Here is a 12,158-nt window from a genome sequence, read left to right as displayed (position 1 = left end):
TTTTGGATTATCGGCAAATTAGGCAAAGCTACCGACCAAGTCGAGAGGCATTCGCGGCCCGACAATCATCACGCCCCGACCGCGGCAGAGATGTCACACTTGCTTATATGCGGGCCTCTTATGCGCCCCTCTTATGCGCCATGCCCCGCCGGTTCTGAACCGGCGGGGCATGGGACGGGGAATGGGCAGATTTCGGAACTGTGCGGGGGCTTCAGAGGATGAAGCGTGACAGGTCCGTGTTTTTGGCGAGGTCGCCGACATTCTTGTCGACATAGGCCGCGTCGATGGAAAGCTCGGTTCCCGAACGATCCGGGGCGTTGAACGAGATCTCGTCGAGCACGCGTTCCATCACCGTCTGCAGCCGGCGTGCGCCGATGTTCTCGACGCTGGCGTTCAGATCGACGGCAATGGCCGCCAGACGGTCGATGGCGTCGTCGGTGAAGTTCAGCGAAACGCCTTCGGTTTCCATCAGCGCCGCATACTGCTTGATGAGGCTCGCCTCGGTTTCCGTCAGGATGCGGCGGAAATCGTCTTTTTCCAGCGCGCGCAGCTCGACGCGGATCGGCAGACGGCCCTGAAGCTCCGGCAGAAGATCCGAAGGCTTGGAGACGTGGAACGCGCCGGAGGCGATGAACAGGATGTGGTCGGTTTTGACCGGACCGTATTTGGTCGCAACCGTCGTGCCTTCCACGAGTGGAAGCAGGTCGCGCTGCACGCCTTCGCGCGAAACGCCGGCGCCCGCACCGTTCTCACGGTTGGCGATCTTGTCGATTTCGTCGAGGAAAACGATACCGTCATTCTGCGCCGATTCCAGGGCCCGCTGGGTGACTTCTTCCTCATCGAGAAGCTTGTCGGACTCGTCGGCGATCAGAAGTTCGTAGGACTCCTTCACGGTCGTCTTGCGCAGCTTGGTCGGCTTGCCGCCCATGGCCTTCTGGAGCATGTCGTTGATGTTCAGAACGCCGATATTCGCGCCAGGCATGCCGGGCATTTCAAAACCGGGCATGCCGCCGCCGGAATCGGAGACTTCCACCTCGATTTCCTTGTCGTCCAGCTCGCCATTGCGCAGCTTCTGGCGGAAACTGTCCTTGGTGGCGGGGCTGGCGGTCTTCCCGACCAGCGCTTCAAGAACGCGCTCTTCGGCGTTCATGTGGGCGCGGGCCTTCACGTTCTCGCGCATCTTTTCACGCACGAGACCGATGGAGACCTCCACCAGATCGCGGATGATCTGCTCCACATCGCGGCCGACATAGCCGACCTCGGTGAACTTGGTGGCCTCGACCTTGATGAAGGGCGCGCCGGCGAGCTTTGCCAGGCGACGCGAGATCTCGGTCTTGCCGACGCCGGTGGGTCCGATCATGAGGATGTTCTTCGGCATCACCTCCTCGCGCAGCTCCGGCTCGAGCTGCTGGCGACGCCAGCGGTTGCGCAGCGCAATCGCCACGGCGCGCTTGGCGTCATTCTGGCCGATGATGTAGCGGTCGAGTTCGGAGACGATCTCGCGCGGGGAAAATGTGGTCATGTGTCCGTCTCGTTGTTCGTGTCGTATTGCATGATCAGGTAGTCCCCTGTGCGTCCGGCCAGATGAGGCACCGGCTGGAAGCCGGCCTTTTCATAGGCGCGGACCGCACGCGTGTTCTTGGGGTCCGGATCGATGATGATGTTTCTGCGTCCCGTTTCCAGAAGGTGGCGCACCATCAGCTTCACTGCGGTGCTGCCGATCCCTTTCGAGAGCAGGTCTTTCGCGCCGATGATCAGGTCGACGCCGACGGTATCCGCCGGAAGGTCGTCCACCCACTGATCAATCCCGTCGCGATTGTCCGCCAGAAACCAGTACTGAATGTAGCCGACAGGCCGCCCTTCCAGTTCGATCACAAAGGGGCGCGTCGTGTCGCGTCCCTCGATCATGTCGCGGATCTGGCCCAGCTCGATTTCGGGCTCGCCCCACCATTCGCGTATGTGCGGCTGGCGGAGCCAGTCGAGGAGCACTGGAAAATGATCCGCGGTTACCGGAGAAAGGGCAACCCGGTCTGCCTCATTCGGCGTCAAGGGTTTCCACCACCACATTGTCATTGGTGTAGATGCAGATGGACGCGGCGATCTCCATCGCCTTGCGGGCGATTTCCTCGGCGTCCTTGTCGGTGTCGGCGAGCGCACGCGCGGCAGCAAGCGCATAATTGCCACCGGAGCCGATGGCCATGATGCCCTGCTCGGGCTCCAGCACATCGCCATTGCCGGTAAGCGCCAGGGTGACGCTCTTGTCGGCCACGAGCATCATCGCTTCGAGCCGGCGCAGATAGCGGTCGGTCCGCCAGTCCTTGGCAAGCTCGACGCAGGCGCGCATCAACTGCTCGGGATACTGCTCCAGCTTGGCTTCCAGCCGCTCCAGAAGGGTGAAGGCGTCGGCGGTGGCCCCGGCGAAGCCGGCGATCACATTGCCCTTGCCGATGCGCCGCACCTTGCGCGCATTGCCCTTCATCACGGTGTTGCCCAGGCTGACCTGCCCGTCACCGGCAATCACCACTTTGTCGCCCTTGCGCACAGTGACGATTGTCGTGGCGTGCATGGATTTATCTTCGCTCATCGCACACTCCTTTTCGCGCCGCCCGAAGAGGCACGGCGCCGTCAGATCGAATATGTAAGTTGATCATTGTGGAATGCAAACGCGCAGATGGAATTGCCATGTCGGTGCCAGGCGCCCTCGCCCTTCGACAGGCTCAGGATGAGGGCTGTTGTTGCGTTGTGCGGCGGGTCCCTTGAGGGTTTGAATATGGGGGTGAACATGGCAGCACATCGCTACGTCGCGTCACCATCCGTCACATCAATCCTCATGGTGAGCCTCTTGAGCTTGCTGAAAGGCGAACCACGAGGGTGCCTGGCGGGGTGTTGAGCACTTTGCAGATGTGGCGATGATGGGTATTGCGGGCGGAGTTTGAAATCAGGATCTGCCGGTCTTGGCGTACCGTCTGGGCGGCAACGGTTCTGGTCTTTGGCGGAACATGCTGCTAGAAGGCTGGCCTTCATGCAGCGCAAAGGGACAGACCATGGCTTCCAGCACAACGCGCACCGCCGAAATCAGCCGCAAGACCAATGAAACGGCCATTGCCGTTCGGGTCGAAATCGATGGCGAAGGCCGTTACGACATGGCTACCGGCGTGGGCTTTTTCGACCATATGCTGGAGCAGCTTTCCCGCCATTCGCTGATCGACATGACGGTGAAGGCCGATGGCGATCTGCACATCGACGATCACCACACGGTCGAGGATTGCGGCATCGCGCTCGGCAAGGCCATCTCGGAGGCGCTGGGCGACCGGCGCGGCATCACGCGTTACGCCTCGCTCGATCTCGCCATGGACGAATGCCTGACGCGCGCGGCGATCGATGTTTCGGGCCGCCCCTTCCTCGTCTGGGATGTTGAGTTTCCGACGCAGAAGATCGGCACGTTCGACACCGAACTGGTGCGCGAGTTCTTCCAGGCCCTTTCCCAGAATGCCGGCATCACACTGCATGTGACCAATCATTACGGCGCAAACAGCCACCACATTGCCGAGACCTGCTTCAAGGCGGTGGCGCGGGTGCTGCGTACGGCCTGCGAAGCCGATCCGCGCCAGCTTGATGCAGTCCCCTCCACCAAGGGCAGCCTGAAGGGATAAGCCGATGGCAAGCTATGTTGTGATGGAGCCGCCCGAACGCAATCCGGAACAGGCGGTTCTGGTGCGCGACGGCTTTGCGATCCTGGCGTTCATTGCGCCGTTCCTCTGGTTCCTGTGGCATCGCATGTGGCTGGAAGCGCTTGCTGCGGTTGCCGCCGCGCTGCTGCTCGGCGCGCTTGGTGCGCTGGAGGGCTGGTCGGTTGCGGCAACGGTGGCCTCGCTCTGCCTGTCGCTGTTCTTCGGGCTGGAGGCGCGCAATCTGCGGGTCTCCATGCTGAAGCGGCGCGGCTGGCATGAATGGGGCGTTGTCGACGCCGACAACCGCGACGAGGCGGAAACCCGTTTCATGGCGGAACTGGTGTTTGCCGACGATGAAGCGCGGCAGGAAACGCCATCCCCTGCCCTCACCGACAGACCCGCACCGGCCAAGGGCTTCGGCCGTGGCAGCGAGCCGGCGCTCGGTCTCTTTTCCTATCCTGGAGCGCGCTGACCATGAAGGTTGCGATTATCGATTACGGCTCGGGCAATCTGCGCTCGGCCGCGAAAGCCTTCGAGCGCGCCGCGCGCGAAAGCGGCATCGGGGCCGAGATTTCAGTTACGGCGGATGCGGATGCGGTGCGCGCCGCAGACCGGATCGTGCTTCCCGGCGTGGGCGCTTATGCCGATTGCCGGCAGGGACTTAGCGCGGTGCCCGGCATGGTCGAGGCGATCACGGATGTGGCGCTCGAAAAGGGTCGTCCGTTCCTCGGCATCTGTGTCGGCATGCAGCTGATGAGCGAGCGCGGGCTTGAAAAGACGGTGACCGAGGGGCTCGGCTGGATCGCCGGAGACGTGGTGGAAATGACCCCGTCCGACCCGGAATTGAAGATTCCGCAGATCGGATGGAACACGATTCACGTGAAACATTCGCATCCCCTGTTCGATGGAATCCCCACCGGAGAGGACGGTTTGCACGCCTATTTCGTGCATTCCTATCATTTCGCGGCGCGCAATGAGGCCGAGATTCTGGCCACCACCGACTATGGCGGGACGATCACGGCGGCCGTTGCGCGGGACAATCTGGTGGGCACGCAGTTCCACCCTGAAAAGAGCCAGGCGCTTGGCCTGGCCCTGATCGCAAACTTCCTGCGCTGGAGGCCCTGATGACGGTTTCGACCAAAAAAGGCTACTGGATCGCGATGGTCGATATCGCCGATCCGGAAGGGTACAAGAAGTATATCGAAGCCAATGCGAAGGCTTTTGAGAAATACGGTGCGAAATTTCTCGCCCGTGGCGGGCAGCATACCGCGCCCGAAGGCCCTGCCGGCGACCGGCAGGTGATCATCGAATTCAGCTCCTATGAGCAGGCGCTTGCCTGCTACAACTCGCCGGAATACCAGCACGCGCTGGGCATCAGGCGGGATTATTCAACGGCGAAGCTCAGCATTATCGAGGGCGTCTGACACATGATACTTTTTCCCGCCATCGACCTGAAAGACGGCCAGTGCGTGCGGCTCAAGCTGGGCGACATGGACGAGGCGACGGTCTACAACACCGATCCCGCCGCGCAGGCCCGCTCCTTTGAGGAACAGGGTTTCGAGTGGCTGCATGTGGTCGATCTGAATGGCGCATTCGCCGGCGCAAGCGTGAATGGCGATGCGGTCGAGGCGATCCTCAAGGCGACGAAGAACCCGGTGCAGCTGGGCGGCGGCATCCGCACGCTGGAGCATATCGAGGCGTGGCTCGACAAGGGCCTGTCGCGGGTGATCCTCGGCACGGTTGCGGTGCGCGATCCGGCTCTGGTGATCGAGGCCTGCAAGGCGTTTCCGGGCAAGGTTGCCGTCGGCATCGATGCGCGCGGCGGCAAGGTTGCGGTGGAAGGCTGGGCGGAGACATCGGATCTTTCGGCAATCGAGCTTGCGCGCCGCTTCGAGGGTGCCGGCGTGGCCGCCATCATCTACACGGACATCGACCGTGACGGCGTTCTGACCGGCATCAACTGGGAATCGACCATTGAACTGGCCGACGCCGTTTCCATTCCCGTGATCGCTTCGGGCGGTCTTGCCTCCATTGCCGACATAGTGCGCATGACCATGCCCGATGCGGCGAAGCTGGAAGGCGCGATCTCCGGTCGCGCGCTCTATGACGGCCGCATCGATCCCGCCGAGGCGCTGAAGGTGCTTAAGGGAGAGGCTGCGTGAGCGCTGACGGTCGCCTGAGCCGGGGAACCAAGAGAACCTTCATCGTTCTTCTGGTGGTGATCCTCGTTCTGGCGGCGCTGCCCGTTCTTTCGGTTGTCGCCTCCAGCATCCTTGCCAGCACTTATGGCTGCACGGTTCACGAGGGCTACAGCAATCCCTGCATGATCGCCGGTGAAGACCGGGGCGACATGCTATATTCCATGTTCGTGATGGGCTGGCTGGGGCTGATAAGCCTGCCCTTCGGCATGGCCGCGCTAATCGCCTGGACAGTGGCGTTGATGATCGCCGTGATCCGGGCCCGCAAGAAGGCGAACCTCGCATGACACTCAAAGCCCGCGTCATCCCCTGTCTCGATGTGAAGGACGGCCGCGTCGTCAAGGGTGTCAACTTCGTCGACCTGATCGACGCCGGCGACCCGGTGGAAGCCGCAAAGGCCTATGACGCCGCCGGCGCTGACGAGCTCTGCTTCCTCGACATCACCGCTTCCAGCGACAACCGCGAAACGATCTTCGACGTGGTGGCGCGCACGGCCGAGCAGTGCTTCATGCCGCTCACCGTGGGCGGTGGTGTGCGCGAGGTTTCCGACATCCGCAAGCTGCTGCTTGCCGGCGCGGACAAGGTGTCGATCAACACGGCGGCGGTGAACGATCCCGAACTGGTGGCGCGCGCCGCCGACAAGTTCGGCAATCAGTGCATTGTCGTTGCCATCGACGCCAAACAAGTTTCCGGCGAAGGCGAGCCGCTGCGCTGGGAAATCTTCACCCATGGCGGACGCAGGGAAACGGGCATCGACGCCGTCGAGTTCGCCCGCAAGGTGGTGGATCTCGGCGCGGGGGAAATCCTGCTCACCTCGATGGATCGCGACGGCACCAAGGCGGGCTACAACATTCCGCTGACCCGCGCCGTGGCCGACGCCGTGCGCGCGCCGGTCATTGCATCGGGTGGCGTGGGCACGCTGGATCATCTGGTGGAAGGCGTTCGCGACGGACATGCGACCGCCGTTCTGGCCGCGTCGATCTTCCATTTCGGCACTTACACGATCGGCGAGGCCAAGGCGCATATGGCGGCTGCCGGCATTCCCATGCGGCTCGATCCCGCGCAGACCCCGGAGCAGGCATGAGCCAGTTCGACCTCACCCGTCTGGAAGCCATCATCGCCGAGCGCGCGCGTTCGGGCGATGACAACTCGTGGACCGCAAAGCTGTTTGCCAAGGGCACGCCGAAGGCTGCGCAGAAGCTTGGCGAAGAAGCCGTGGAAGCGGTGATCGCCGCCGTTTCGCATGATCGCGAAGACCTGATTTCCGAAAGCGCCGATCTCCTTTATCATTGGCTCGTCGTGCTGGCGCTGGAGGGCGTTTCGGTTGATGAGGTGATGGCGGAACTGGAGCGCCGCACCGCGCGCACCGGAATTGAGGAAAAGGCATCCCGAAAGGGATAGATCGTTTCCGCCCTGGGTGGCATCATCCATCGCATGATGGATGGCGACACCGATAAGACAACCATGGCGGCAAGGAAGGGGGCCGCGGACTTCATGGACCAGCTTGTCTCTGGGGAGAACTACTCCCCCTATCGCATTTTCACCGCCGAGAAGTGGGCGAAGTTCCGCGCCGACACGCCGTTGACGCTGACCGAGGACGAGGTGCAGCGCCTGCGCTCGCTGAACGATCCGGTCGATCTGGAAGAGGTGCGGCGGATCTACCTGTCCATGTCGCGGCTCCTTTCGGCGCATGTGGAGGCCACCCAGCTTCTGTTTCGCCAGCGGCAGGTCTTCTTCAACTCCGAAGACGTGGTCAAATCCCCCTTCATCATCGGCATTGCCGGCTCGGTGGCCGTTGGAAAATCGACCACGGCGCGCGTTCTCCAGGAGCTTCTGACCCGCTGGCCGTCGAGCCCGAAGGTCGACCTGGTGACAACGGACGGGTTTCTCTATCCCAACGAGGTCCTGCGACGCGAGAACCTGATGGAGCGCAAGGGCTTTCCCGAAAGCTACGATGTTGGCGCGGTTCTGCGCTTTCTCTCGGCGATCAAGGCCGGTGTGCCGAATGTTCCGGCGCCGCTCTATTCGCACCTCACCTATGACATCCTGCCCGGCGAGTTCCGCACCATCGACCGCCCGGACATCCTGATCTTCGAGGGCATCAACGTTCTGCAGACCCGCGATTTGCCGCAGGATGGCACCGCAATCCCGGTGGTTTCGGACTTCTTCGACTTCTCGATCTATATCGATGCGCCGGAAGACCTGATCCATCAATGGTATGTGGATCGCTTCATGCGGCTGCGCGAAACGGCCTTCCAGAACCCGGAATCCTTCTTCCACCGCTATGCGGCGCTCAAGCCGAGCGCCGCGCTGGCCATCGCCGAGCAGCTCTGGGAGACGATCAACCTGAAGAACCTGCGCGAGAACATTCTGCCGACGCGGCCGCGCGCCGATCTGATCCTGCGCAAGGGTGCGGATCACCTGACGGACGAAGTGGCGCTCAGGAAGCTGTGACGCGGCGCAGGGTCAGGTTGATGCGCCCCGGCGCGCTGAGCAGCGTCGAGGTGCCGGGGTAAATGCGGTCGACGCCGTGAAAGGCGAGCCGCCCTGCCCCGCCCAGCACCACCACATCGCCGCTTTGCAGCTTGACCGAAACGGTCTTGTCGCCGCGCTTTGCGCCGCCGACGCGAAAGAGGCATGCATCACCGAGTGAAACCGACACCACGGGCGCGGCGAATTCCTGTTCGTCACGATCCTGATGCAGGCCCATTTTCGCGGTTTCAGCATAGTGATTGACGAGGCAGGCCTCCGGCGGAGCCGGGAAATCCGCCACCTCCTCCCACAGGGCGAGCAGTCGCGCGGGTATCGGCGGCCATGGTTTTCCGGTCACGGGGTGCGTTTCCTGATAGCGATAGCCGCGCTCCCGGTCGGTGACCCAGCCAAGCGGGCCGCAATTGGTCATGCGCACGCTCATTTCCCTGCCGGTTCGCGGCATGACCGGGACGAAAAGCGGTGCCTCGCGCACCACGGCGCGAATGTCTTCAACAAGCGCTTCCTGGGCGGTGCGGTCGAGATAACCCGGCAGATGGCGCACGCCTTCGGTGAGGGTTGGCAATTCAGTCTCCTTACATCTCGAGCACGGTGCATGGTGAGCCGCTGCATTGATGTAGTGCGTGGTTCGACAAGCTCACCATGAGGGATGCAGCGGCCTTGCAGAAAGGTCTGATTCTGCAACATCGCAGATGGGTTTTGCAGGCGTATTTCCACCCTCATGGTGAGCTTGTCGAACCACGCACAACGCCGTTGCCACATGATCGGATACGGCATGTAACCGTGCGATCTCACCCGGGAAACTTACACCCACACAAAAGAAAACGGCGACCCGAAAGCCGCCGTTCCTGTCAGATCGTGCCGGGGGCGCTTATGCCTCGGCGAGATCGGGAATGCGCAGAACCTGGCCGGGGTAGATCTTGTCCGGGTCATCAAGCATCGGCTTGTTGGCCTCGAAGATCATGGTGTATTTCGCACCTTTGCCCTTGCCGTAATTGGCTTCGGCGATCTTCCAGAGATTGTCGCCCTTCTGGACCGTGTAGAAGACCGGCGCCTTGGCTTCGGCGGCAGCAACCTTGAGCTCGCCGGCTTCCACCTTGGAAATGCCGAGCGTGTTGCCCACGGCCACGACGGCCTTTTCGAAGGCCGACTGGTCTGCGACCTCGCCCTTCAGAACGACCTTGTCCCCTTCCACGACCACTTCGACCTTGTCGGTGCCGAGGCTATGGGAATCGAGTTCCTTCTTCAGTTCGTCTGCTGCCGGCGGCTCCTCGTCCACCACGCCGAGCTTCTTGCCGACGGATTTGACGAAATCGAAAATGCCCATGGATACGTCTCCAGTTTGAGTTGGCGGATATTTGACGTGTAACGGTTGTAGATTTCAACTGTAAAACACTGAATGGTAATAAGCGGCGATTTTGCCCCGGAATCTTCAGCAACCTCCAGGGTCAGGACCTGTCAATTTGGCCGCAATGGTCGGCCGATCCGTAGGACGCTCGATAGACCGGCGACCTGCCGCGTCAAACCCCTTGACCGGGGGGAAGACCCCGCTCTGCGGGCTTTTCCTGGCATCTCTTGGTCTATCGAACGCCATTGCAGCCAAATTGACAGGTCCTGACCCTAGTCGTGGCTAACCTTGCCACGCATCTTCTTGATGGAGGAGCGGCCAGCCTTGGCTTTCAGGCGGCGTTCGATGGCGGAGCGTGTGGGCTTTGTCTTCTTGCGCGGCCGTGGCGGTGGCTCGGCGGCGCGGGTCAGAAGTTCGGTCAGCCGGTCGCGCGCATCGGCGCGGTTCATCTCCTGGGTGCGGTAGCGTCCGGCCTCGATGACGATCTCGCCTTCCTTCGTGGCGCGGCTTCCCGCCAGTTCCAGAACCTTCTCGCGAATGCGCTGCGGCAGGCCGCGCGCGTTCCTCGCGTTGAAGCGCAGCTGAACGGCGGTCGCCACCTTGTTGACGTTCTGACCGCCAGGACCGGAGGAACGGATGAACTGTTCCTGCAATTCGTCCTCGAAGACGGTCACGCCATTTCTGATGTTGAGGTCGCCCTCGGCCATTGCGCCAGTCCGGTTGTGTTTTCTTGCATCAAAACAAAGGGCCCGACCAAATGGCCGGGCCCTGAAAATGCGCGTTCAGGTCCTGGGATGCAAGTCTGCGCGTTACTCGGCGGCTTCCGCCGGATGCGGTGCGGCCTCGCGCACGCTGGCGTCGACATGGGTTTCGAATTTCTCGAAATTGTCGATGAACATCCCAACCAGGCGACGGGCCTGCGCGTCATAGGCTGCCTTGTCGGCCCAGGTCGAGCGGGGGTCGAGCAGGCTGGAATCGATGCCCGGAACGTCGACCGGTACGGCGAAGCCGAAATGCGGATCGGTGCGGAACTCGGCATCGTTCAGCTTGCCGCTGAGCGCTGCATTGAGCAGGGCGCGCGTGACCTTGATGGGCATGCGGTTGCCGACGCCGTAGGCACCGCCGGTCCAGCCGGTATTGACCAGCCAGCAATCCACACCGTGACGGGCGATCAGATCGCGCAGCAGATTGCCGTATTCCGAAGGATGGCGCGGCATGAAGGGAGCGCCGAAGCAGGTGGAGAAGGTTGCTTCCGGTTCGGTAACGCCCTTTTCCGTGCCGGCCACCTTTGCGGTGTAACCGGACAGGAAGTGGTACATGGCCTGCGCCGGGGTCAGCTTGGCAATGGGCGGCAGCACGCCGAAGGCATCCGCCGTCAGCATGATGATGTTGTTGGGATGGCCGCTGCGGCCCGTTTCGCTGGCATTCGGGATGAAGTGCAGCGGATAGGCGCAGCGCGTGTTCTCGGTCAGGCTGCCATCGTCGAAGTCGGGGCGGCGCTGGTCATCGAGGACAACGTTCTCCAGCACCGTGCCGAAACGGCGGGTGGTGGCGAAGATTTCCGGCTCGGCCTCTTCCGACAGACGGATCGTCTTGGCGTAGCAGCCGCCCTCGAAGTTGAAGAGACCGGTCTCGCCCCAGCCATGCTCGTCGTCGCCGATCAGCGTGCGCGACGGGTCAGCCGAAAGCGTGGTCTTGCCGGTGCCCGACAGGCCGAAGAAGACGGCGGCGTCGCCATCGGGGCCGACATTGGCCGAGCAGTGCATCGGCATCACGCCCTTGGCGGGCAGGATGTAGTTGAGCGCGGTGAAGACCGACTTCTTCATCTCGCCGGCATAGGAGGTGCCGCCGATCAGAACGATGTTGCGGGTCAGATCCACGGCGATGACCGTCTCGGTGCGGCAGCCATGGCGCTCGGGATCGGCGCGGAAGGACGGCAGGTCGATGATCGTCATCTGCGGAACGAAAGCGTCGAGCGCCTCGACTTCCGGACGCAGGAGCAGGTTACGGATAAACATGGAATGCCATGCATATTCCGTAACAACGCGCACCGGCAGGCTGTTTTCCGGATCGGCGCCGCCGACGAGATCCTGCACGAACAGGTCGCGGTCGGCTGCCTGCTTAACGAAATCGGCATAGAGCGCTTCGAAATGCTCCGGCGAGATGGGCTTGTTGTTGTCCCACCAAACGGCGTCTTCAGTGTCGGCGGTACGCACGACGAACTTGTCCTTGGCGGAACGGCCGGTGTGCTGGCCGGTCTCGGCAACGAGCGCGCCATCGGCGGAAAGCCGTGCCTCACCGCGACGCAGCGCTTCCTCATAGAGGGCAGCGGCCTGAAAGTTGTAATAGACGTTTCCCGTCGTTTTCAGACCATTGCTCTCAATCCCGCAAGCCGGGTTGCGCGTGCCGGTTTCGTTCATCGTAACCACCAAAAATCCCTTGAGATGCCTG

Annotated in this window: 16 protein-coding genes; 9 read left to right on the top strand and 7 right to left on the bottom strand. The window is 62.3% G+C overall.

All coding sequences use genetic code 11. From position 1 onward, the window contains the following. Window positions 1-211: 211 nt before the first annotated feature. Genes hslU through hslV form a run of 3 tightly spaced genes read right to left on the bottom strand, consistent with a single transcriptional unit; the run spans window position 212 to window position 2,584 of the window. Window positions 212-1,522, bottom strand: coding sequence for an ATP-dependent protease ATPase subunit HslU (gene hslU, locus ACRTG1_RS14460; protein ID WP_432516456.1), 1,311 nt, complete (start codon window positions 1,520-1,522; stop codon window positions 212-214). Next, window positions 1,519-2,049, bottom strand: coding sequence for a GNAT family N-acetyltransferase (locus ACRTG1_RS14455; RefSeq protein ID WP_222474048.1), 531 nt, complete (start codon window positions 2,047-2,049; stop codon window positions 1,519-1,521). The genes hslU and ACRTG1_RS14455 overlap by 4 nt, the downstream gene beginning before the upstream one ends. Then, entirely contained in the window at window positions 2,036-2,584 is a 549-nt protein-coding gene (gene hslV, locus ACRTG1_RS14450; protein ID WP_222474049.1) for an ATP-dependent protease subunit HslV, read from the bottom strand. The genes ACRTG1_RS14455 and hslV overlap by 14 nt, the downstream gene beginning before the upstream one ends. 460 nt (window positions 2,585-3,044) lie before the next feature. On the opposite strand from hslV, the gene hisB reads away from it, so the two are divergent. From hisB to coaA, 9 genes are all read left to right on the top strand, one after another. Next, window positions 3,045-3,653, top strand: coding sequence for an imidazoleglycerol-phosphate dehydratase HisB (gene hisB / locus ACRTG1_RS14445; RefSeq protein WP_113153633.1), 609 nt, complete (start codon window positions 3,045-3,047; stop codon window positions 3,651-3,653). Window positions 3,654-3,657: 4 nt separating this feature from the next. Next, the gene (locus ACRTG1_RS14440) at window positions 3,658-4,143 is read left to right on the top strand and encodes a DUF2628 domain-containing protein (protein WP_206545565.1); all 486 of its coding nucleotides are present in this window, start codon (window positions 3,658-3,660) and stop codon (window positions 4,141-4,143) included. Between the two features lie 2 nt (window positions 4,144-4,145). Then, complete coding sequence (hisH, locus tag ACRTG1_RS14435) at window positions 4,146-4,796, top strand: imidazole glycerol phosphate synthase subunit HisH (RefSeq protein WP_113153635.1); 651 nt, start codon at window positions 4,146-4,148, stop codon at window positions 4,794-4,796. Next, a complete protein-coding gene (locus ACRTG1_RS14430; RefSeq protein ID WP_206545563.1) occupies window positions 4,796-5,095 on the top strand; it encodes a DUF1330 domain-containing protein in 300 nt (99 codons plus the stop codon). The genes hisH and ACRTG1_RS14430 overlap by 1 nt, the downstream gene beginning before the upstream one ends. A gap of 3 nt (window positions 5,096-5,098) precedes the next feature. Next, a complete protein-coding gene (hisA, locus tag ACRTG1_RS14425) occupies window positions 5,099-5,833 on the top strand; it encodes a 1-(5-phosphoribosyl)-5-[(5-phosphoribosylamino)methylideneamino]imidazole-4-carboxamide isomerase (RefSeq protein WP_206548088.1) in 735 nt (244 codons plus the stop codon). Then, the gene (locus ACRTG1_RS14420; RefSeq protein ID WP_206545561.1) at window positions 5,830-6,156 is read left to right on the top strand and encodes a hypothetical protein; all 327 of its coding nucleotides are present in this window, start codon (window positions 5,830-5,832) and stop codon (window positions 6,154-6,156) included. The genes hisA and ACRTG1_RS14420 overlap by 4 nt, the downstream gene beginning before the upstream one ends. Beyond that, window positions 6,153-6,953 (top strand): imidazole glycerol phosphate synthase subunit HisF, encoded by an 801-nt coding sequence (gene hisF, locus ACRTG1_RS14415; protein ID WP_206545560.1) that lies wholly within the window; start codon window positions 6,153-6,155, stop codon window positions 6,951-6,953. Before ACRTG1_RS14420 ends, hisF begins: the two co-directional genes overlap by 4 nt. Next, complete coding sequence (locus tag ACRTG1_RS14410) at window positions 6,950-7,270, top strand: phosphoribosyl-ATP diphosphatase (protein ID WP_432516455.1); 321 nt, start codon at window positions 6,950-6,952, stop codon at window positions 7,268-7,270. Before hisF ends, ACRTG1_RS14410 begins: the two co-directional genes overlap by 4 nt. A 93-nt stretch (window positions 7,271-7,363) precedes the next feature. Further along, entirely contained in the window at window positions 7,364-8,323 is a 960-nt protein-coding gene (coaA, locus tag ACRTG1_RS14405) for a type I pantothenate kinase (protein WP_222474050.1), read from the top strand. On the opposite strand, the gene ACRTG1_RS14400 is transcribed toward coaA, so the two are convergent. The 4 genes from ACRTG1_RS14400 to ACRTG1_RS14385 all read right to left on the bottom strand — a co-directional run bounded on the left by ACRTG1_RS14400 (window position 8,310) and on the right by ACRTG1_RS14385 (window position 12,127). Continuing rightward, entirely contained in the window at window positions 8,310-8,924 is a 615-nt protein-coding gene (locus tag ACRTG1_RS14400) for an alpha-ketoglutarate-dependent dioxygenase AlkB family protein (protein ID WP_206553309.1), read from the bottom strand. The two genes, coaA and ACRTG1_RS14400, sit on opposite strands and share 14 nt — an antisense overlap. A gap of 306 nt (window positions 8,925-9,230) precedes the next feature. Further along, the gene (gene lysM / locus ACRTG1_RS14395) at window positions 9,231-9,686 is read right to left on the bottom strand and encodes a peptidoglycan-binding protein LysM (RefSeq protein ID WP_432516454.1); all 456 of its coding nucleotides are present in this window, start codon (window positions 9,684-9,686) and stop codon (window positions 9,231-9,233) included. A gap of 293 nt (window positions 9,687-9,979) precedes the next feature. Continuing rightward, entirely contained in the window at window positions 9,980-10,414 is a 435-nt protein-coding gene (gene arfB / locus ACRTG1_RS14390; protein ID WP_113153643.1) for an alternative ribosome rescue aminoacyl-tRNA hydrolase ArfB, read from the bottom strand. A 102-nt stretch (window positions 10,415-10,516) separates the two neighbouring features. Continuing rightward, a complete protein-coding gene (locus tag ACRTG1_RS14385) occupies window positions 10,517-12,127 on the bottom strand; it encodes a phosphoenolpyruvate carboxykinase (protein ID WP_432516453.1) in 1,611 nt (536 codons plus the stop codon). Window positions 12,128-12,158: the final 31 nt, after the last annotated feature.

Origin of the sequence: Nitratireductor sp. PBL-C9 (assembly GCF_050877045.1) — a bacterium.
GTDB classification, from domain to species: domain Bacteria; phylum Pseudomonadota; class Alphaproteobacteria; order Rhizobiales; family Rhizobiaceae; genus Nitratireductor; species Nitratireductor aquimarinus.
The sequence above is the reverse complement of the archived record's forward strand: the minus strand, read 5'-3'. Positions and strand labels throughout refer to the sequence as shown.

Coding starts and splice junctions, on each gene's coding strand:
- hslU (WP_432516456.1), bottom strand. CDS start 1,522: ATGACCACATTTTCCCCGCGCGAGATCGTCTCCGAACTCGACCGCTAC.
- hslV (WP_222474049.1), bottom strand. CDS start 2,584: ATGAGCGAAGATAAATCCATGCACGCCACGACAATCGTCACTGTGCGC.
- hisB (WP_113153633.1), top strand. CDS start 3,045: ATGGCTTCCAGCACAACGCGCACCGCCGAAATCAGCCGCAAGACCAAT.
- ACRTG1_RS14440 (WP_206545565.1), top strand. CDS start 3,658: ATGGCAAGCTATGTTGTGATGGAGCCGCCCGAACGCAATCCGGAACAG.
- hisH (WP_113153635.1), top strand. CDS start 4,146: ATGAAGGTTGCGATTATCGATTACGGCTCGGGCAATCTGCGCTCGGCC.
- ACRTG1_RS14430 (WP_206545563.1), top strand. CDS start 4,796: ATGACGGTTTCGACCAAAAAAGGCTACTGGATCGCGATGGTCGATATC.
- hisA (WP_206548088.1), top strand. CDS start 5,099: ATGATACTTTTTCCCGCCATCGACCTGAAAGACGGCCAGTGCGTGCGG.
- hisF (WP_206545560.1), top strand. CDS start 6,153: ATGACACTCAAAGCCCGCGTCATCCCCTGTCTCGATGTGAAGGACGGC.
- ACRTG1_RS14410 (WP_432516455.1), top strand. CDS start 6,950: ATGAGCCAGTTCGACCTCACCCGTCTGGAAGCCATCATCGCCGAGCGC.
- coaA (WP_222474050.1), top strand. CDS start 7,364: ATGGACCAGCTTGTCTCTGGGGAGAACTACTCCCCCTATCGCATTTTC.
- lysM (WP_432516454.1), bottom strand. CDS start 9,686: ATGGGCATTTTCGATTTCGTCAAATCCGTCGGCAAGAAGCTCGGCGTG.
- arfB (WP_113153643.1), bottom strand. CDS start 10,414: ATGGCCGAGGGCGACCTCAACATCAGAAATGGCGTGACCGTCTTCGAG.
- ACRTG1_RS14385 (WP_432516453.1), bottom strand. CDS start 12,127: ATGAACGAAACCGGCACGCGCAACCCGGCTTGCGGGATTGAGAGCAAT.